Origin of the sequence: Micromonospora halophytica (assembly GCF_900090245.1) — a bacterium.
GTDB classification, from domain to species: domain Bacteria; phylum Actinomycetota; class Actinomycetes; order Mycobacteriales; family Micromonosporaceae; genus Micromonospora; species Micromonospora halophytica.
In genome coordinates, this window is record NZ_FMDN01000006.1 from 222,477 (window position 1) to 242,098 (window position 19,622).

At 71.0% G+C, this 19,622-nt stretch carries 14 protein-coding genes; 5 read left to right on the top strand and 9 right to left on the bottom strand.

Annotation, left to right across the window (positions count from 1 at the left end):
* Positions 1-64: 64 nt before the first annotated feature.
* Entirely contained in the window at positions 65-3,580 is a 3,516-nt protein-coding gene (gene metH, locus GA0070560_RS11840) for a methionine synthase (protein WP_170839369.1), read from the top strand.
* Here metH and GA0070560_RS29430 read toward each other — a convergent pair.
* The 3 genes from GA0070560_RS29430 to GA0070560_RS11855 all read right to left on the bottom strand — a co-directional run bounded on the left by GA0070560_RS29430 (position 3,567) and on the right by GA0070560_RS11855 (position 8,703).
* On the bottom strand, positions 3,567-3,869 hold the full coding sequence (locus GA0070560_RS29430) for an adenylyltransferase/cytidyltransferase family protein (protein WP_091294820.1): 303 nt from the start codon (positions 3,867-3,869) through the stop codon (positions 3,567-3,569). The genes metH and GA0070560_RS29430 overlap by 14 nt on opposite strands.
* A gap of 276 nt (positions 3,870-4,145) precedes the next feature.
* Positions 4,146-8,402 (bottom strand): nSTAND1 domain-containing NTPase, encoded by a 4,257-nt coding sequence (locus GA0070560_RS11850; RefSeq protein WP_091294822.1) that lies wholly within the window; start codon positions 8,400-8,402, stop codon positions 4,146-4,148.
* Positions 8,392-8,703: a CU044_2847 family protein gene (locus GA0070560_RS11855; RefSeq protein ID WP_139131480.1), complete on the bottom strand. Its 312-nt coding sequence runs from the start codon at positions 8,701-8,703 to the stop codon at positions 8,392-8,394. The genes GA0070560_RS11850 and GA0070560_RS11855 overlap by 11 nt, the downstream gene beginning before the upstream one ends.
* Before the next feature lie 451 nt (positions 8,704-9,154).
* Here GA0070560_RS11855 and GA0070560_RS11860 point away from each other — a divergent pair, with 451 nt between their 5' ends.
* Positions 9,155-9,730: a DinB family protein gene (locus GA0070560_RS11860; RefSeq protein ID WP_091294827.1), complete on the top strand. Its 576-nt coding sequence runs from the start codon at positions 9,155-9,157 to the stop codon at positions 9,728-9,730.
* On the opposite strand, the gene GA0070560_RS11865 is transcribed toward GA0070560_RS11860, so the two are convergent.
* Positions 9,727-10,776, bottom strand: coding sequence for a sigma-70 family RNA polymerase sigma factor (locus GA0070560_RS11865; RefSeq protein ID WP_091294830.1), 1,050 nt, complete (start codon positions 10,774-10,776; stop codon positions 9,727-9,729). The two genes, GA0070560_RS11860 and GA0070560_RS11865, sit on opposite strands and share 4 nt — an antisense overlap.
* Before the next feature lie 72 nt (positions 10,777-10,848).
* On the opposite strand from GA0070560_RS11865, the gene GA0070560_RS11870 reads away from it, so the two are divergent.
* On the top strand, positions 10,849-11,682 hold the full coding sequence (locus tag GA0070560_RS11870; RefSeq protein WP_091294833.1) for an alpha/beta fold hydrolase: 834 nt from the start codon (positions 10,849-10,851) through the stop codon (positions 11,680-11,682).
* A gap of 25 nt (positions 11,683-11,707) precedes the next feature.
* On the opposite strand, the gene GA0070560_RS11875 is transcribed toward GA0070560_RS11870, so the two are convergent.
* Complete coding sequence (locus GA0070560_RS11875) at positions 11,708-12,949, bottom strand: RNA polymerase sigma factor (RefSeq protein ID WP_091294835.1); 1,242 nt, start codon at positions 12,947-12,949, stop codon at positions 11,708-11,710.
* Positions 12,946-13,347 carry a YciI family protein gene (locus GA0070560_RS11880; RefSeq protein ID WP_091294838.1) on the bottom strand — a complete coding sequence of 134 codons (402 nt, stop codon included), beginning with the start codon at positions 13,345-13,347 and terminating at the stop codon, positions 12,946-12,948. The genes GA0070560_RS11875 and GA0070560_RS11880 overlap by 4 nt, the downstream gene beginning before the upstream one ends.
* 357 nt (positions 13,348-13,704) lie before the next feature.
* On the opposite strand from GA0070560_RS11880, the gene GA0070560_RS11885 reads away from it, so the two are divergent.
* Positions 13,705-14,457, top strand: a complete 753-nt coding sequence (locus GA0070560_RS11885; RefSeq protein WP_091294841.1) for a neutral zinc metallopeptidase — start codon at positions 13,705-13,707, stop codon at positions 14,455-14,457.
* Positions 14,458-14,579: 122 nt separating this feature from the next.
* Positions 14,580-15,227, top strand: coding sequence for an HAD family hydrolase (locus tag GA0070560_RS11890; RefSeq protein WP_091294843.1), 648 nt, complete (start codon positions 14,580-14,582; stop codon positions 15,225-15,227).
* Between the two features lie 54 nt (positions 15,228-15,281).
* Here the strand turns inward: GA0070560_RS11890 and GA0070560_RS11895 are convergent, their stop codons facing one another.
* The 3 genes from GA0070560_RS11895 to GA0070560_RS11905 all read right to left on the bottom strand — a co-directional run bounded on the left by GA0070560_RS11895 (position 15,282) and on the right by GA0070560_RS11905 (position 19,615).
* On the bottom strand, positions 15,282-17,831 hold the full coding sequence (locus GA0070560_RS11895) for an ABC transporter permease (protein WP_091294846.1): 2,550 nt from the start codon (positions 17,829-17,831) through the stop codon (positions 15,282-15,284).
* Positions 17,831-18,598: an ABC transporter ATP-binding protein gene (locus GA0070560_RS11900; protein ID WP_091294848.1), complete on the bottom strand. Its 768-nt coding sequence runs from the start codon at positions 18,596-18,598 to the stop codon at positions 17,831-17,833. The genes GA0070560_RS11895 and GA0070560_RS11900 overlap by 1 nt, the downstream gene beginning before the upstream one ends.
* Positions 18,599-18,928: 330 nt before the next feature.
* On the bottom strand, positions 18,929-19,615 hold the full coding sequence (locus tag GA0070560_RS11905) for a response regulator (RefSeq protein WP_091294850.1): 687 nt from the start codon (positions 19,613-19,615) through the stop codon (positions 18,929-18,931).
* Between the last annotated feature and the right edge of the window lie 7 nt (positions 19,616-19,622).

Below are 19,622 nucleotides of genomic sequence, written 5' to 3' on the forward strand. Positions count from 1 at the left end.
ACAGAATGTGGGACCCGCCAGTGGGTTGCAGCGGTCGCCCGGATGGTCGGATTAACCTGAAGGCGTGCGGACTTCGTTGCTGGATGTGCTTGCCGACCGGATCCTCATCGCCGACGGCGCGATGGGGACGATGCTGCATGCCGCGGACCTGACCCTCGACGACTACGACGGCCTCGAAGGATGCAGCGAGATCCTCAACGTCACCCGTCCCGACGTGGTGCGCGGGGTGCACGAGGCGTACCTGGCGGTCGGGGCGGACTGCATCGAGACGAACACCTTCGGCGCCAACCTGGCCAACCTGGCCGAGTACGGCATCGAGGGGCGGATCCGGGAGCTGTCCGAGACGGGCGCCCGGCTGGCCCGGGAGGCCGCCGACGCGTACGCCACTCCCGAGCAGCCCCGCTTCGTGCTCGGCTCGATCGGCCCGGGCACCAAGCTGCCCACCCTGGGCCACACGGCCTACGCGACGCTGCGCGACGCGTACCAGGAGAACGCCACCGGCCTGATCGCCGGCGGCGCGGACGCCCTGATCGTCGAGACCTGTCAGGACCTGCTCCAGGTCAAGGCCGCAGTGGTCGGCTCGAAGCGGGCGATGGCCGAGCTGGGTCAGCGGGTGCCGATCATCTGCCACGTCGCCGTCGAGACCACCGGCACCATGCTGCTGGGCAGCGAGATCGGTGCGGCGCTGACCGCCATCGAGCCGCTCGGGGTGGACCTGATCGGGCTCAACTGCTCCACCGGCCCGGCCGAGATGGGCGAGCACCTGCGCCACCTGTCCCAGAACTCCCGGATCCCGCTGTCGGTGATGCCGAACGCCGGCCTGCCCGTGCTCACCGCCGACGGCGCGTACTTCCCGCTCACCCCGGTCGAGATGGCCGACGCCCTGGAGCGTTTCGTCACCGAGTACGGCGTCTCGCTCGTGGGTGGCTGCTGCGGCAGCACCCCGGAGCACATCCGGATGCTCGTCGAGCGGCTGCGCGGCGCGACACCGGTGGCCCGCGAGCCCCGGCCCGAGCCGGGCGTCTCCTCGATCTACCACCACGTGCCGTTCGCCCAGGACGCCAGCGTGCTGATGGTGGGGGAGCGGACCAACGCCAACGGCTCGAAGGCGTTCCGGGAGGCGATGCTCGCCGCCGACTGGCAGGCCTGCGTGGAGATCGCCCGCAGCCAGGCCCGGGACGGCTCGCACCTGCTGGACCTCTGCGTCGACTACGTCGGCCGGGACGGCACCACGGACATGCGCGAGCTGGCCGGCCGGTTCGCCACGGCGTCCACCCTGCCGATCATGCTGGACTCCACCGAGCCGGCCGTGGTCGAGGCCGGGCTGGAGATGCTCGGCGGACGGTGCGTGGTCAACTCGGTCAACTTCGAGGACGGTGACGGCCCGGAGTCCCGCTACGCGCGGGTGATGCCGGTGGTCAAGGAGCACGGCGCCGCCGTGGTGGCGCTGCTCATCGACGAGGAGGGCCAGGCCCGCACCAGGGACTGGAAGGTACGCATCGCCTCCCGGCTGATCGACGACCTGACCGGCCGGTGGGGGATGCGCCGCTCCGACATCCTCATCGACGCGTTGACCTTCCCCATCGCCACCGGTCAGGAGGAGACCCGCCGGGACGGGCTGGAGACGATCGAGGCGATCCGGGAGATCGCCGCCCGCTATCCGGGGGTCAACTTCACCCTCGGGATCTCCAACGTCTCCTTCGGGCTCAACCCGGCCGCCCGGCAGGTGCTCAACTCGGTCTTCCTGCACGAGTGTGTGCAGGCGGGGCTCACCTCGGCGATCGTGCACGCCAGCAAGATCCTGCCGATGTCGAAGATCCCCGACGAGCAACGGCAGATCGCGCTGGACCTGGTCTACGACCGGCGCCGCGAGGGGTACGACCCGGTGCAGCGGTTCATCGAGGTCTTCGAGGGCGTCGACGCCGCCTCGGCGCGGGCCGGCCGGGCCGAGGAGTTGGCCGCGCTGCCGCTGGACGAGCGGCTGAAGCGGCGGATCATCGACGGGGAGCGCAACGGCCTGGAGGCCGATCTGGACACCGCGATGGCCGAGGGCCGCACGCCGCTGTCCATCATCAACGACATCCTGCTCGACGGGATGAAGGTCGTCGGTGAGCTGTTCGGCTCCGGGCAGATGCAGCTGCCGTTCGTGCTCCAGTCCGCCGAGGTGATGAAGACCGCGGTGGCCTACCTGGAACCGCACATGGACAAGGCCGACGACGAGGGCAAGGGCCGCATCGTGCTCGCCACCGTCAAGGGCGACGTGCACGACATCGGTAAGAACCTGGTCGACATCATCCTGTCCAACAACGGCTACGAGGTCGTCAACATCGGCATCAAACAGCCGATCAACGCGATCCTCGACGCTGCCGAGGAGCATCGGGCCGACGCGATCGGGATGTCCGGGCTGCTGGTCAAGAGCACTGTGATCATGAAGGAGAACCTCGCCGAGATGGCCTCGCGCGGGGTCGCCGAGCGCTGGCCCGTGCTGCTCGGCGGCGCCGCGCTCACCCGCGCGTACGTCGAGGACGACCTGCGGAGCATGTTCCCCGGCCAGGTGCACTACGCCCGCGACGCCTTCGAGGGGCTGTCCCTGATGGACCGGGTGATGACCGCCAAGCGTGGCGGCGCGCCGGTCGTCGACCCCGAGCGGGAGGCGGCGCTCGAGGCGCGGCGGGCCCGCCGGGAGCGGCAGAAGGCGATGGTCAGCGAGGTCCTGCCCGAGCTGGACGACGCCTCGGTCCGCTCGGACGTGGCCACCGACGTGGAGGTGCCCACCCCGCCGTTCTTCGGCACCCGGGTGGTCAAGGGTGTGCCGCTGGCCGACTACTCGGCGCTGCTCGACGAGCGGGCCACCTTCCTCGGCCAGTGGGGGCTGCGCGGCGCGCGCGGCGGCCAGGGCCCGTCGTACGAGGAGCTGGTGGAGACCGAGGGTCGCCCGCGACTGCGCTACTGGCTGGACCGGCTGATCGCCGACCAGGTCCTGGAGGCGGCCGTCGTCTACGGCTACTTCCCCGCGTACGCCGAGGGCAACGACCTGGTGGTGCTGGACGAGAACGCCAGCACCGAGCGGGCCCGGTTCTCCTTCCCCCGGCAGCGGCAGGAGCGCCGGCTCTGCCTGGCCGACTTCTTCCGGCCCAGGGGCGACCAGCTCGACGTGGTGGCGTTGCAGCTGGTCACCGTCGGGCAGCCGATCAGCGAGTACACCGCGAAGATGTTCGCCGCCAACGAGTACCGCGACTATCTGGAGGTGCACGGCCTGTCCGTGCAGCTCACCGAGGCGCTCGCCGAGTACTGGCACCGGCGCATCCGCAGTGAGCTGACCCTGCCCGGCGGGCGTACGGTCGCTGCCGACGACCCGGCGGACCTGGCCGGCCTGCTGCGCAACGACTACCGGGGCTGCCGGTACGCGTTCGGCTACCCGGCCTGCCCGGAGTTGGAGGACCGGGCGAAGATCGTGGAGCTGTTGGGCGCGGAGCGGATCGGGGTGCAGCTGTCGGAGGAGTTCCAGTTGGTGCCGGAGCAGGCCACCGACGCGATCGTGGTGCACCACCCGGAGGCGAACTACTTCAACGCCAAGTGATCACGTCGGGTGCTCCGACCTGCGGCGGAGCACCCGGAATGGCCGTGACTTGCATGATCATGCCGTCTCCGTCGACGTTGTCCCAGTCACTCGGAAGAGCGTCCCGGATCGCCGCCGCTCTGGCAGTCGGTGCCGTCGCGGGCGTCTTGGCTCGGTTGATGGCGACAAGCACAGTGACTTGCCCGAACAGTCGGCGGGCCCGATCGATGATGTCGAGGTGCCCGGGCGTGAGCGGGTCGAAGGTGCCGGGATAGACCGCTCGGCCGCCGAGCGCGGACCGGGTTGTCACGCGTCGAAGCCTAAAGGATCAACGGGGAAAGGACGACAGCACTCATATCTGCATGGTCTCGCACCTGCGAAAATGTCGCTCATGCGGCCGTCGGCCCGCACACCGCGTCACCAATATCGAGTTGCCTGGTCGCCACGCCTGCGGAAGCCTCTCCGCATGATCGTCCCACGGGTGCCACCCCTGCGGGACGCGGCCGAGGCGTAGGTGACCACCTCGTGGGGGCGGTCGAGCAGTGGGCCCGGCTGGTGGGCACGCAGGGCTGCCACGCACCACAGCTCAGCATCGTGGGGCCTGGTCCGGATCATTGCCGGTGGCTCTCCACGCCTCGGCAACCATCTGCGTGCCACGCAACGCGGAGCAGGCGTCGGACACCACCCGATCGGGGTCGGGATCCACAATATTGATCTGCGAATGCACCCCGGCCATGGCGATCAGCCCGGTACCGGGCTGCACGGCAAGACCGTCCAGAGAGGTGGATGTGCGCACCGTCGCCAAGGGTTTTTGTGCCGATACGTCCCACAGTCGCAGCGACATGTCATAGTCGCTGACCGAGGCAAGCGTGTCGCCGTCCGGCAGGAAACCCACTCCCCTGATGGCGCCACTATGCCCGCTCAACGCACCGCCGAGCTCTTTTCTGCTGGAGACATCCCACAGCCGCAGGTTTCGGTCGCTGCCCCCGCTCGCCAGGATCGTGCCGTCTTGGTTGAACGCCACCGCAGTGGCAAATCCATGGCGGCCATCCAGGGTGTCAACCAAATCGCCGGTACGCGGATCGCGAAGCTCGATCGTTCCGTTGCTCAACGGGACGGCGATCAAACTCCCATCCGGGGAGAAAGCGATCTGGCCTCCTGGATAAGGGTCGCGCGTCACGTCCTCAGGTTCATAAGTTATCCGAACCGGCGGAGAGTCCGGATTGGATAGGTCCCAACGCATTAGCCGAAAGCGTACAACTTTGGCGTCGCCCGAGTCTATCGCCTCCCGAGACGGACCACCGTGCGCAACCACAGCCCTGCTGTCCGGACTGTACCGGACGGAGTAGGGCACCATGCCATCTCCGATGGCTCCGGGCCTGCCCGCTTGCCCGCTCGCGACATTCCACAGACGCACAGTTCCGTCGGCGCCTGCCGTCGCCAGTTCGGCACTGTCCGGCCTGAAAGAAAGCGAATTGATCACCCCGGTGTTCAATTCACGAACCACGGACCGTCTGGTCATGTCCCACAGCGTCACCACCTTGCCTCTCGGGAAGGCCAGCAAACGCCGGTCCGGACTGAACGCCACGGCAGTGGGTGCGTGGGACTGGTCGAGAACATTGGTCTGCGCTCGCCACAGAATCGCCGAGCGGTCGAGGCTGCCGCTGAGCACGGCATGGCCGTCTCGGCTGAACCCGACTGACGCGACGCCTTCGGTGTGTCCGACAAAGGAGCGGACGGTGGCACCGTCGACAACCCGCCACCACTGAACGCTCTTGCTCCTGCTCAGGCCAGCGATCACGTGTCGCCCGTCCGGGCTGAACTCCGCCTCCTTGATGAACTCGTTCCCGCCGGGTGGGCGCAGTATCGGAACGCCCGCGGCTCGGCCGTTGCGCACGTCCCACAACCGCACCGTCCCGTCGGCACTGCCACTGGCCAGCAGCCGGCCATTCGGACTGAAATCCGCGCTTGTGACGTATTTCTCGTGGCCGGCCAGAACCGCCACCCGGCGTCCGGTGGCGGTCTGCCAGACCTGGACGCTGTTGTTTCCGCCACCCGCCGCGAGCAGCGAGCCATCGGGGCTCAACGCGACTCCGAACGCGGCGCCGCCCTTGTCGTAGGAACGCACCCGCCGTCCGCTCGCCACCTCCCACAACACAATGGTGGGCTCGTTCCTGGATGCGGTTGCGAGGGAGGTCCCGTCCTGGCTGAATGCCATACTGAGGGCGTCACCGGGCAAGCTGCGAATGAGTTTGCGCGTGCGTACGTCCCACAGCCGTAGCCGGTGTTCGGCGCGTTCAGTGGAATGGGCGGTGCCGAGTATGTTTCCGTCCGGGCTGAACTCGACGATCGGCAGCCCGCCATCCGTGCCGGTCAACTCGGCCACCTGACGATGGCTTTCGGTGTCCCACAACGTAACTGAGCCGTCGGTGGCCGCCAGCGCGGCGAGCGTGCCGTCGGGACTGAGAGCCGTATCGAACAGCCGGGCCTCAACGGGGCCGAGCACGCCCCGGTAGGGAATGCTCTGCGCACTCAGGATGGCGCCGCGCGACTCCTCGGTCGGCGCGACCTGCCAGGCTGCTATCGCCAGCAACAGTGACCGGTGCGGATCGGCGTCGCGTGCGGTCAGTGACTCCGACGAGTACAGCCGCGACAACGCAACGGCACGCTGCTGTTCGGCCCGGTATCTCTGCCCGTCCGCTACCCGCTGCTGCCACACCGCGAGCCCGCCCGCAACCACGGCGGCAACGAGCAGAAACGCGAGCGCCACCACCCCGCGACGCAGTCGCCGGTTGTTGCGCCGGACGGTCTCGTGCGCCGATTCCTCCGCAGCCTCGCTCGCCGCGACGAACTCGCGTTCCGCATCGGTGAGGTTGGCCACGCGGTCGTCCCGCTCGTCCAACCACGCCCGGAGGACAGCCAGCCGAGCGCCCTGATACAGGCTGCCGTCATCCCGATCCAGGTTGAGCCAGTCGTTCGTCGCATCGGTGAGCCTGCGGTGTACGACGAGGCCGGTCCGGTCCTCGCTCAGCCAGGAGGTCAACCGTGGCCACGCGCGTAACAGGGCTTCGTGGGCGATCTCGACGGTGTCCTTGTCCACGGCCACCAGCCGGGTGGCGACCAACCGGTTGAGCACGGTCACCGAGTCGTCGTCACCACCGGTCAGTTCCGACTTCGGCACCCTGCGACGAGTGTCATCGACACCGTCACCGACTGCCACCATCGCCAGCAACAACCGCCGTACGATGTGTTGCTCCGGCTCGGACATCGAGGTGAACAGCTTCTCCGCCGTCTCGCTGATCGCGCCCCGAACGCCACCGGATTCCTGGTAGCTGGCCAGCGCCATGGTGTTGCCTCGCCGCTTGTTCCAGGTAGCCGCCAACGCATACGCAAGCAACGGCAGGGTGCCCGGTTGATGACCGGCGGCGTCGACGACGTCCTCCAGCACCCGATCGACCAAGCCCCGCTCAACGCCAAGACCGACGACGGCTGCGGGTCCTTCCACGACGCTCCGCAGTTCGGAGATTCTCATCGGACCGACCAGAAACTGGTTGTCCTGCAGGATCTCGGCCAGGCCCGGTTCCTGCGCGCAGGAGGAGAAGAAATCTGTCCGCAGGCTGGCGAGCACCAGCGCGCTCGGGGTGGTCTCGTCGTCGGCGACGCTGACGGCTGCCGCGCGGAGGGCCGCGATGAACGCGGCCCGTTCGGCGGCGTCCCTGCAGAGCGTGAAGATCTCTTCGAACTGGTCGACGATCAACACCACCGGCCCGGCAACGTCGAGTCCCTTCCTGCTTGCGTCCGCGAGCGCCGCCTGGCGGGCCAGCGCTGCGAACCGAACCGGGTCGTCCCGTACCTCGTCCACCGAGGTCCCGACCGAACTGCCCGCCAGAACCGCCATGTGGCTGACCAACTCGGTCAGCGGCCTCGAGCCGGGTGTCAGCCGGACCTGCGGCCAGTCTGCGGAACCGGGAATCGGGAGGTCGCCACGCGACAACGCGGGCATGAGACCGGCCCGCAACAAGGACGACTTGCCCGAGCCGGATACGCCTACCACCAGCAACGGCAATCCGCGATCCTTGGCCGCGACCAGTCGGTGCACCAGTTTCGCGGTCAGCTCCTCGCGGCCGAAGAACCACTCGGCCTGGCCCGCGGCGAACGCGGACAAGCCTGGATATGGGCAAATGCCTGGTATGGGCGGTTCGGGGTATTCGGCCTTCTCCCACGCCCGCAGCTCGACCCCGACGTCGCGCAGCAGGGGTGCCAGGTCCTCTGTTCGCGCGACCCACACCGTGTCCCGGCCCCAGCTGTCGTTGGTGTTGTACCTGGCCGACACGACACCCACGACCATGCCGTCGACACCCCGCACCGGGGCACCCGACATCCCCCGCATCACCGCGCTCGCCGTCAACCGACCCAGCCGCACCCCATCCCGGGTCGTACCACCCGCCCAGTGCCCTGGCGCGTCCAGGAAGCGATACTCCTGATAGTCCGGCAGATCCACCGAGCCTGTGACCACCACCTCGGCCCTGAGCCCGACGCCATCCGTGGCCGCCACGCCCGGCACGACCGCAGGAAGCCTGCTTTCTGCGCGCAGCACACCGAGGTCGTGCACCCGGTCAACGTTGATGATCCGCGCGGCGAAACCGCCCCCACCAGCCAACGGATCAACCTGCACCACACCGTCGATATCTCCTGCGTCTGCGGTGCCCGCGTCAATGTTCCGCAGCACATGCCACGCCGTCACGAACACGCCAGGCGCTACCTGAAAACATGTGCCTTCGGGGCGGCCAGCCGCATTGAGAACCCGGCCAAGAAACCCCGGAACCCTTTCGTCAGGCGCCATCAGGGAAGTGCCCCGCCGCAGCGCGGTAGGTCAGTGCCACCTCCATGGTCGCCTCGCTCGACACACCCGCGACGATCACGTTTCCCTTCGCCGAGAACTTCAACCCGAACTTGACCTGAACTTCGTCGGGCCGCAGCGACTGCTGACCCAGTTGCGCAATGGTGCCCACGGTCGACGCCGCCACCGCGACAATCGCCTCCTGGGCGCGATCGAACGCGTCCGTCACCGTGTCGCGTACCATCTCCCCGCGCCCGGTCTCCTCTGAGCCGACCGGGCGGGCCACCTCGACCTCAAGCTCCACACCCGCCACGGAGACGGGAAGTACCACCGAACGACCAGTCAACAATGCCTCCCCAGGCCAATGCCACTTCCCCGGAACCCGATCGCCCTTGTGACGGGTCGACTACGGCCACACCACGATCGGTAGCACACGGGCGCAACGGCCACCGTCAACGGCCTTCTGATTCTTCCCGGGGCGGCCGGCTACATCGCCCCCGAGGGGGCGACCGGCCGCCGGACGGGCCGTCCGCCTGTTCGTGCTGGTCGACATCGTCGGCGTGGGGGATGGTGACGATCCTCGTCGCGCGGCGCCCCGGACACCTGAGTCGTAGTACTCATGCCGCCGCGACGGGCACGGGGAGCTGACCGGGCGCGGCGGGGAAGGCGACCCCCTGGGGCGTGTCCTGCCGACCGTGATCTGTATGGATCATCCGGGGCAGCGCCAAGACCCAACCGGATGTCATCGTGGCACCATGAAGGCAGACCTGCACAGTTACCTGAAGGGCGGCCGCGACGCGCTGCTGTGGAAGCTCGACGGGCTCAGCGAATACGATATTCGGCGTCCGTTGACCCGGACCGCCACCAACTTGCTCGGTCTGGTGAAGCACTCGGCGGCCATGGAGATCCTCTACTTCGGCGTCGTGTTCGGTCGACCGTTCGAGCAGGAGCTGCCGTACGTCGGCGACGGAGCGGAGATCAATGCAGACATGTGGGCGACCGCAGATGAGACCCGCGATGAGATCGTCGACTTGTACCGTCGCGCGATCGCCCACGCCGACACCACCATCGAAGCCCTTGCACTGGATGAGGTCGGCCGAGTGCCGTGGTGGGGCGATGCGGCGGTCACGTTGCACCACGTCCTGGTCCACGTCATCGCGGAAACACAACGGCACGCCGGCCACGCTGACATCGTGCGCGAACTCATCGACGGCGCGGCCGGGCTGCTGCCCAGCAACGACAACCTGCCCCCCGCCGACGAGTCATGGTGGCTGGACCACCGCCAGCGGGTGGAGCAGGCCGCCCTCGACGCCAGCAGACGCAGCGACTAGCCGGCCGGCAGCGACGAGGGCAGCCCGAACGCGGTGACGTGCTCCGCCCCCACGAACGAGCTGACCTCGCTGATCCGGTCGTCGCGCAGCGTCAGCACGTTGACCGACCAGGCCAGGAACGGGCCGTCCGCGCCCCGGCGCAGGTAGCAGGCCAGCGCCGGTTGGCCGTTCGCGGCGGTGGGCAGGTGCCGCCACTGCCCGCACCGGGTCAGCGGCACCTCCCGGGCGAAGTCGATGACCGCGTCGAGGCCGCGGTACCAGTGCGGCATCGGCGGCATGGACCAGGTGACGTCCTCGGTGAGCAGGGCGACCAGCGCGTCGGCGTCGCCGTTCTCCAGGGCGGTGGCGTAGCCGTCGACGAGCCGGCGCAGGCGGGCGTCGTCCAGCCGCCGCAGGGTGCGCTGCTGGCTGAGCGCGGGAACCTTGTCGGCCACCATTCGGCGGGCCCGGGCCAGCGCGGAGTTCACCGAGGTCACCGAGGTCACCATCATGGTGGCGATCTCGGCGGCGGAGAAGCCCAGCACCTCGAAGAGCAGCAGCGCGGCCCGCTGGTTGCCGGGCAGGTGTTGCAGGGCGGCGACGAACGCCAGCTCGACGGCCTCGCGTTGTTCGTAGCGGGCGTGCGGGGCGGCGGGGGAGTCGGGCAGGCCGGCGTCGGGGTAGGGGCCGAGCCAGGCGACGTCGGTGACCGGCGGGTCGTCGGTCACGGCCCGGTCGCTGGCCGGGCCGAGGTCGACCGGCAGGGCGCGGCGGTTGCGGCCGGCCACCAGGTCGAGGCAGGTGCGGGTGGACACGGTGTACAGCCAGGACCGCAGTGAGCTGCGCCCCTCGAAGCGGGGCAGGCCCCGCCAGGCGCGCAGCAGCGCCTCCTGGAGGGCGTCGTCGGCGTCGTGGCTGGAGCCGAGCATCCGGTAGCAGTGCGCGTGTAGTTCCCGGCGCAGCGGGGCCACCAGCTGCGTGAACGCCCGGGCGTCGCCGTCGCGGGCCCGCGTCAGGCCCGGCTCGTCGGCCGCCCGTCCGTCGCGCTCCGCGGAAATCACCCTCACGAGCGACGATTCTGCCGTACGACGGGAGTCCCTACTGCGTACGCGGACGCGTCACGACCCGGAAGGACCCTGATGAGCACCACTTCCACCGAGAATGTCACCGTCGGCGCCCTGGAGGTTCCGGACGGTCTGTTGCACTACGAGGTACGCGGGCGGGGCCCGCTGGTGGCGTTGGTGGCCGCCCCGATGGACGCCGGGGCGTTCGTGCCGTTGGCCGAGTTGCTGGCCGTCGACCACACGGTGCTGACGACCGACCCGCGCGGTATCAACCGCAGCCGGTTGCACGACCCGCACCAGGACTCGACGCCGCAGTTGCGCGCCGAGGACCTGGCCCGGCTCGTCGCCCACCTCGATGTCGGTCCGGCCGCCGTGCTCGGCTCCAGCGGTGGTGCGGTCACCGTGCTGGCGCTGGCCCAGGCCCACCCGGAGGCGGCGCACACGGTGATCGCCCACGAGCCGCCCCTGGTGACGATCCTCGACGACGCCGAGGAACTGCTCGCCCGGGAGGAGGACATGATCGCCACGTACGTCTCCGGGGACCGCCTGGGCGCCGGGCGCAAGTTCCTCGCCATCGCCAACATCGAGCTTCCTGAGGAGGTCGTGCTGGGCATGTTCGGCGGCGAGCCGGAGCCGCAGGCCGCCGCCGACGAGCACTTCCAGTACGTTCACATGATCCGGGGCACCATCGGGTTCCAGCCGGACGTCGCGGCGCTGCGCGCCGGCCCCACCCGGGTCGTCGTCGGCATCGGCGAGGAGTCGACCGGCGAGATCTGCGACCGTACGTCCCGGGCGCTGGCCGCGTCCCTGGGCGTCGAGGCGACCCTGTTCCCCGGCGGGCACATCGGTTTCGTCGAGGACCCGGGCACGTTCGCCGTCCGGCTGCGCGAGGTCCTCGCCGAGGGCTGACGGCCGGTGGGGTGGAGCCGACGGGTCAGTCCGGCGTGGCGAGGCGGGCGGCGCGGCCGTACAGGTAACGCTGCTGCGGCAGGTTCATGGACCGCCGGGCCGCCTGCTCGTACGCCGCCCGCGCCGCGTCGAGCAGGCCGGCCCGTTCCCACAGGTGGGCGCGGGCGGCGTGCAGCCGTGGGTCGTCGGCGATCCGGGGGTCGGTGGCCAGCCCGGCGAGCAGGTCGAGCCCGGCCGACTCGCCGGTGGCCATGGCCACGGCCACGGCGTGGTTCAACGCCACCACCGGGTTGTCGGAGAGCCGCATCAGCAGCCCGTAGAGCGCCGCGATCTGCGGCCAGTCGGTCTGTTCGGCGCTGGGCGCCTCGTCGTGCAGCGCGGCGATCGCCGCCTGGAGCTGGTACGGCCCGACGTCGCCGTGCGGCAGTGCCGCCTCGACCAGGGCGACGCCCTCGGCGATCTGGTCCGCGCGCCAGAGCCGGCGGTCCTGCTCGGCCATCGGCACGAGTTCGCCGCCCGGCCCCACCCGGGCCGGGCCCCGCGCGTCGGTGAGCAGCATCAACGCCAGCAGCCCGGTCGTCTCGGGGTCGTCGGGCAGCGCCCGGTGCAGCATCCGGGTGAGCCGGATCGCCTCGCTGCTGAGGTCCACCCGGCGCAGCCGGGGGCCGGCGGTGCTGGCGTACCCCTCGTTGAAGATCAGGTAGAGCACGTGCCGGACGGCGTCGAGGCGGGCCTCGCGCTCGGCGCGGGCCGGCAGCGCGAACGGCACGCCGCTGTCCCGGATGCGTTGCTTGGCGCGGCTGATCCGCCGGGTCATGGTGCCCTCGGGCACCAGGAAGGCCCGGGCCACCTCGGTGGTGCTCAGGCCGCCGACGGCACGCAGGGTCAGCGCGATCTGCCCGGCCGGGGGCAGTTGCGGGTGGCAGCAGAGGAAGAGCAGCACCAGGCTGTCGTCGACCGGTTCCCGCCGGTCCGGCGGGTCGGCGAGCCACTGCCCGGGCGGCAGCCGCCGGGCGGCGTCGTCCTCGCGTCGCCGCCGGGCCTGCTCGCTGCGCAGCAGGTCGGTGAGGCGACGTGCCGCCACGGTGATCAGCCAGGCGCGCGGGTCGTCCGGCACGCCGTCGACCGGCCACCGGGTCGCCGCCGCCAGCAGCGCCTCCTGGGTGGCGTCCTCGGCGAGGGCGAAGTTGCCGTACCGGCGGGCCACCGCGCCGAGGACCTGCGGCGCGTGCCGGCGCAGCAGGTCCTCGACGGCGGGCGGGCTCAGTGCAGGTCCTCGATGCCCTCGGCGACCGGCCGCACGTCGACGTACTCGCCGTCGGCGTCGGGGTTGACGAACCGGGCGGCGATCTCGGTGGCCCGGTCGAAGCTGTCGCAGTCGACGATCGTGAAGCCGGCCAGCACCTCCTGCGTCTCCGGGTACGGCCCGTCGGTGACCACAGGCGCGCCCCGGCGCAGCCGGATCCGCCGGGCGTGCACCGGGGCGGTGAGCCCGTGTCCGTCGACCAGCTCACCGGACTCGGCGATCTCGGCGTGCACCGCCTCCATGTGGGCGTGCATCGCGGCGACCTGTTCCGGCGTCATCGGCGGCGGGTCGTCGCCGGGACGGCCCGCCATCGCGTCGTAGTCCCGCTGCGACCCGTACAGCATGATCATGTACTTCATGTGTCACTCCTCTCGGTCGGCCCAGCACAGGGCCTGCGCCGGGTACGTCGGAGCCACCGGGGCGCGCCGGACACGTATCGAGGGTAGGAGACCGTCCGCCGGCCGTGGCGCAGGCGGCGGCCTGACCTGTGTCCCCGGCCCGGCCCGTCACCAGCGGGAGTGCCGCGTGGGGTGGCTCCGGCGGGCACGGGCGCAGGTGCCGACACCTGCCGCGACCCGGTGGGTGCCGCGCCCGCGGCGCGGGTTCGGCCGAACTGGTGCGTTCCGGCGATGGTCATGGCGACCTCCGACCGGCATGATCGACATACGGCCGGGTACTGCGGCCGTGTTCGGCAGGGACGCCAGGGGAGGCACCGGGTGACGGCACGGTCGGGACGGCAGCCGCGAGGGTCGCTGGCTGCCACGCTGGCAGCCCTGGTCGCGGTCGGCTGCGCGGTCGGCGGGGTGGGGGAGAGCGGGCCGCCGGAGCCGGCCGAGCCCCGTCCGCAGCAGTCCCGGCAGGCGTCACCCGGCCCGCAGACCACCCGGGCCGACGGCACCACCAGCGTGGCCGAGTTCAAGAACGACATCAGCGACGCCGTCGACATCGCCGAGCGCTACTGGGCCGCCCAGTTCCAGGCCTCCGGCCAGCGGTTCAGCCCGATCCGCCGGATCGTGCCCTACCAGCGGGAGGGGGAACTCTCCTGCGGCGGCCAGCCGCTGCCCCGTAACAACGCGGTCTACTGCTCCCAGGGCGACTTCATCGCCTACGACGTCAACTGGTCGGTGGCCGCGTTCCGGCAGGTCGGCGACGCGTTCGTGTTCTACCTGCTCGGCCACGAGTACGCCCACGGCGTCCAGGTGCGCCTGGGCATCCGCTACAGCTTCACGATCCAGCAGGAACTCCAGGCCGACTGCATGGCCGGGGCGTACCTCGGCGACTCGGTGCGCGACGGCACCCTCACCCTCGACAAGGGCGACCTCGACGAGTTCCGCGACGGGCTGCTCGCCGTCGGCGACGACCCCGACCAGCCGTGGTTCGCCGAGGGCTCGCACGGCACCGCCGAGCAGCGCACCGACTCGTTCTTCCGGGGCTACCGCAACTCGCTGGACGCCTGCGACCTCAGCTGAACGCGTCGGCTGCGTCACCTGGGGCCGGGATGCCGGGCGGCGGCCCGGGCGCGGCTGAGAGGATCCGGCGCAGACCGCCCACGTCCGAGGAGGCCCCGCTGAGCAGCTCACACCCCGCCGCCGTGCTCTTCGACATGGACGGCACCCTGGTCGACAGCGAGAAGCTGTGGGACGTCGCGCTGCGCGAGTTGGCGCAGGAGTACGGGGCCGTCCTGTCCGACTCCGCCCGGCGGGCGGTGATCGGCACCAGCATGGCCGAGGCGATGCGGATCGTGCACGACGACCTCGGCCAGCCCGAACGTGACCCGGCCGTCAGCGCCGCCTGGATCGACACCCGGATCCTGGAGCTGTTCCGCTCCGGCCTGCGCTGGCGGCCCGGCGCGCTGGCCCTGCTCCGGGCGGTCCGCGCCGCCGGCATCCCCACCGCGCTGGTCACCTCCAGCGGGCGAGCGCTGGTGGAGGTGGCCCTGGACACCCTGGGGCGGGACAGTTTCGACGCGGTGGTCTGCGGTGACGAGGTGGACGCCACCAAGCCGCACCCCGAGCCGTACCTGACCGCCGCCCGGCTGCTGGACGTGCCGATCGCCCGGTGTGTGGCCATCGAGGACTCGCCGACCGGGGTGGCCAGCGCGCTCGCCGCCGGGGCGGCGGTGCTGGCCGTGCCGGCGGAGGTGCCGCTCGCGCCGACGGACGGCGTACACCAGCTGGAGAGCCTGACCGCGGCGGACCTGGAGCTGCTGGCGGCGCTACTCGGCGAGCCGCCGGCCTGACCGGCCACGACGAGGGGCCCCGCCGTCACCGGCGGGGCCCCGTGTCGGTCCGGGTCAGTCGTGCGCGATCGCGCCGAGCACGTTGATCCGGGCGGCCCGCACGGCGGGCAGCACCGCGGCGATCACCCCGATGATCGCGGCCAGGCCGAGGAAGACCGCCATCTGGCCCCAGGGCAGGATCAGGTCGGTGATGCCCTCGTCCTTGAGCGCCTCGACGACGGCCGCGCCCAGGCCGGTGCCGACCACCACGCCGAGCAGGGCGCCGAAGATCGAGATCACCACGGCCTCGACGGTGATCATCCGCATGGTCTGCGCCCGGCGCAGCCCGATCGCCCGCAGCAGGCCCAGCTCCCGGGTCCGCTCCAGCACCGACAGCGCGAGGGTGTTGATGATGCCCAGCACCGCGATCACGATGGCCAGCGCCAGCAGGATCTGGATCATCGTGAGCAGGGTGTCCACCTGGCTGGTCTGCTGCTTGATGAAGGCGTCCCGGTCGGCCACCGACACCTCGGGGCTGTCGGCGAGCAGCCGCTCGAGCTGCGGCTGCACGTCGGCGACCCGGGCCCCCGGGGCGAGCTGCACGAAGCCCTGGATCGGCTGCGGGACGGCGAAGTCCTTCGTCGCCTGCGGCGGCAGCACCGCCGGGTTGGTCAGCTGGGAGCTCTCGTAGATCCCGCTGACCGTGTAGGTCCTGGCCTCGCCGCGGGACAGCTGCACCGTGACCTGCGAACCGACGGACACGTTGCGGGACTTCGCGGTGTCGGAGCTGACCAGCATCTCCTCCGGCCCGAGCCGGCTGATGTCACCGGCGACGGCCTTCGCCCCGAACATCCGCTCCAGCGCCGCGACGTTGCTCGACGCCCCCACCCAGGTGCGCTGCCCGTCGATGCTGGCCATGTCGCCGTACTCGCCGTCGACCAGCTGCACGCCGGGGATCCGGGCCGCCTGCTCCAGCACCGCCGGGTCGAAGCTCGGCGGACGCGGGCCGGACTGCGCCCCGGAGATCACCAGCTCCGCCTTGATCCGGTCCTCCACCAGCGCGCTGAGGCTGCCCTTGGCCGAGTCCAGGATCACCGTCACGCCGGTGACCAGCGCGATGCCGACCATCAGCGCCGCCGCCGTGATCGCGGTACGGCGCGGGTTGCGCCCCGAGTTGAGCCGGCCCAGCTTGCCCGGCACCGACCAGGCGAAGACCGCCCCGAGCAGGGAGACCACCGGACGGCTGATCAGCGGGGTCAGCAGCGCCACCCCGATGAAGGCGAACAGCACGCCGCCGAGGATGGTGGCCAGGGTGTTGTCGCCGGCGTTGCCGCTGAGCCCGAGGAAGAGCAGCGCCGCCCCGATCGCGGTGACGACCGCCCCGCCCACGGTCACCTTGGTCAACGGGCGGTCCGGGGTGGCCACGTCCTGCATGGCGGCGATCGGCGGGATCCGCGCCGCGCGCAGCGCCGGCAGCAGCGCCGCGATCATCGTGATCACCAGACCCACCGCGAACGCCCCGATGACCGCGGCCGCCGGCACGCCGAGCCCGGCCAGGCTGAGCCCGCCGGCCAGCTTGCCGAACAGGTACGCCAGCAGCGCGCCCACCCCGATGCCGGCGGCGAGCCCCAGCACCGAGGCGATCAGGCCGACCGCCACCGCCTCCAGCACCACCGAGCCGATGATCTGCCGGCCGCTGGCCCCGATCGCCCGCATCAGGGCCAGCTCCCGGGTTCGCTGCGCCACGATGATCGAGAAGGTGTTGAGGATGAGGAAGGTGCCGACCAGCAGCGCCACCGCCGCGAAGCCGAGCAGGACCTTGTTGAAGAAGGACAACCCCTCCTTCAGCCCCTCCGCCGCGTCGGCCGACATCTGCTCACCGGTCTTGACCTGGAATCCGGCGCCGAGTGCGCGGGCCACGTCGTCGCGCAGCGTCTCGTCGGCGACGCCGTCGGCGGCCGTGACGTTGATGTTGGTGAACACGTCCGGCTCGCCGAGCATCAGCCGCTGCGCCACCGGGGTGGTGAAGGCGATCTCGTTCGCCCCGCCGATCGAGTCCCGGTCACCGCTGTAACCGAAGACGCCGACCAGGGTGAACTCCTTCTTCGGCTCCAGGGTCAGCACCCCGACCCGGTCGCCGACCTTCACCTTCGCCGCCTGGGCCAGCGCCGCGTTGACGACGATCTCGTCGTCCGCGCGCGGCTCCCGGCCCTCCCGCAGCGTCACCAGGTCGCTCTCGCCCAGCCAGTTCTCGCCCAGCTGCGGCGGCCCGAACGAGGTGACCACCTTGCCGTTGCTGCCGATCAGCCGGGCCCCGTCGGCGGCCACCACGCCGGTGGCCTCGGCCACCCCGGGCACCGCGCGCACCTTCTCCACCAGTGCGGCGGGCACCGGCGCGCCGACCGGCTCGCCCTCCATCTCGCCGAGGGTGACCTTCGGTTCGGCGGCCACGTTGACGTCGATGCCCTCGTACGCGTCGGCGAAGACCTGGTCGAAGGAGCGGCCGAGCGTGTCGGTGAGCACGAACGCGCCGGAGACGAACATGACGCCCAGCACCACCGCCAGGCCGGAGAGGATGAGGCGCACCTTGCGCGCCAGCAGGCTCTTCCACGTCGCGCGGAACATCAGCGCGCCACCTCGGCGGGCGTGTCGAGCTTCTTCATGGTGTCCAGCACCGTGTCGGCGGTCGGCTCGATCAGCTCCGAGACGATCTGCCCGTCGGCGAGGAAGATGACCCGGTCGGCGTACGCGGCGGCGGTCGGGTCGTGGGTGACCATGACGATGGTCTGGCCGTGCTCGCGTACCGAGTTGCGCAGGAAGTTGAGCACCTCCGCGCCGGAACGTGAGTCGAGGTTACCGGTCGGCTCGTCCGCGAAGATCACCTCGGGGCGGGCGACCAGCGCCCGCGCGCACGCCACCCGCTGCTGCTGACCGCCGGAGAGCTGCGACGGGCGGTGCCCCAGCCGGTCGCGCAGGCCCACCGTGTCGATCACCGTGTCGTACCAGGCCGGGTCGGGCTTGCGGCCGGCGATCGACAGCGGCAGCAGGATGTTCTCCTGCGCGGTCAGCGTCGGCAGCAGGTTGAACTGCTGGAAGATGAAACCGACCTTGTCCCGGCGCAGCTTGGTCAGGCCGGCGTCGTTGAGCCCGGTCACCGTGGTCTCGCCGATCGCCACCGTGCCCCGGGTGACCGAGTCCAGCCCGGCCAGGCAGTGCATCAGCGTCGACTTGCCCGAGCCGGACGGGCCCATGATCGCCGTGAACCGGCCGCGCTCGAACTCGGCGCTCACCCCCCGCAGCGCGACGACCTGCGCCTCACCGCTGCCGTACACCTTCCACACGTCGTTGGCCCGGGCCGCGGCCTGCGCCTGGCGGCCTACCGTCGCCGTCACGTCATCTACCTCTTCCATATGCCTGCGGTATCCCCACCGCCCCCGCTGGTCGGTGGGGCCGTTCCATCCTCGCCGCGCCGTGGCCCGGATCCGTCCGCCCGAGGACTGATCCACGGCGGAAATCCCGGTGCGGGTCGGCCCCGACGCCGTCTCAGGGTTGTCCCCGATCCGGGGGATCCGCGTGGCCCCCGGCCCGGCACGCCCGCCGACGCTACGACCCGACGCCACGTCATGGTCAACCCCGCCACGCCGCCTTTCGTCACGGTAGGTGACGACGGCCACCGCGCCGTCGTCCCGTCCGGGCCCCCGGGCGTACGCCGCGCGACGTCGTCACGCCTTCGGGCGCACCAGCCCGGTCTCGTACGCCAGCACCACCGCCTGTACCCGGTCGCGCAGCCCCAGCTTGGTCAGCACGTGCCCGACGTGGGTCTTGATGGTGGTCTCGCTGACCGACAGTTCGGCGGCGATCTCCGCGTTGGACAGGCCCCGGGCCACCTGGACCAGCACCTCCCGCTCCCGTTCGGTCAGCGTGCTCAGCGCCCGCGGCGGGGTCGCCGCCGGATCGGGCAGCACGTCGGCGAAGCGGTCCAGCAGCCGCCTGAGGATCCGGGGCGCCACCACCGCCTCCCCGGCGGCCACCGTGCGGATCGCGGTGACCAGGTCCTCCGCCGGCACGTCCTTGGCCAGGAACCCGCTGGCCCCGGCGCGTAGCGCACCCACCACGTACTCGTCGAGGTCGAAGGTGGTCAGGATGAGCACCCGTACCGGCAGCCGGGCGTCGACGATGGCCCGGGTGGCCGCCACCCCGTCCATCCGTGGCATCCGGATGTCCATCAGCACCACGTCGGGCAGCAGCCGGCGGGACAGCTCCACCGCCTCCTGTCCGTCGCCCGCCTCGGCCACGATGTCCAGGTCCTCCTCGGTGCCCAGCACCATCCGGAAGCCGGTCCGCAGCAGCGGCTGGTCGTCGGCGAGCAGGATCCGTACCGGCCGGGCCGGTGCCACGCCGTCGCTCATCAGTTCT

Excerpts from the sequence above, each read along its gene's own strand:
- GA0070560_RS11850 (WP_091294822.1), bottom strand. The coding sequence starts at position 8,402 with ATGGCGCCTGACGAAAGGGTTCCGGGGTTTCTTGGCCGGGTTCTCAAT.
- GA0070560_RS11860 (WP_091294827.1), top strand. The coding sequence starts at position 9,155 with ATGAAGGCAGACCTGCACAGTTACCTGAAGGGCGGCCGCGACGCGCTG.
- GA0070560_RS11870 (WP_091294833.1), top strand. The coding sequence starts at position 10,849 with ATGAGCACCACTTCCACCGAGAATGTCACCGTCGGCGCCCTGGAGGTT.
- GA0070560_RS11880 (WP_091294838.1), bottom strand. The coding sequence starts at position 13,347 with ATGAAGTACATGATCATGCTGTACGGGTCGCAGCGGGACTACGACGCG.
- GA0070560_RS11895 (WP_091294846.1), bottom strand. The coding sequence starts at position 17,831 with ATGTTCCGCGCGACGTGGAAGAGCCTGCTGGCGCGCAAGGTGCGCCTC.
- GA0070560_RS11905 (WP_091294850.1), bottom strand. The coding sequence starts at position 19,615 with ATGAGCGACGGCGTGGCACCGGCCCGGCCGGTACGGATCCTGCTCGCC.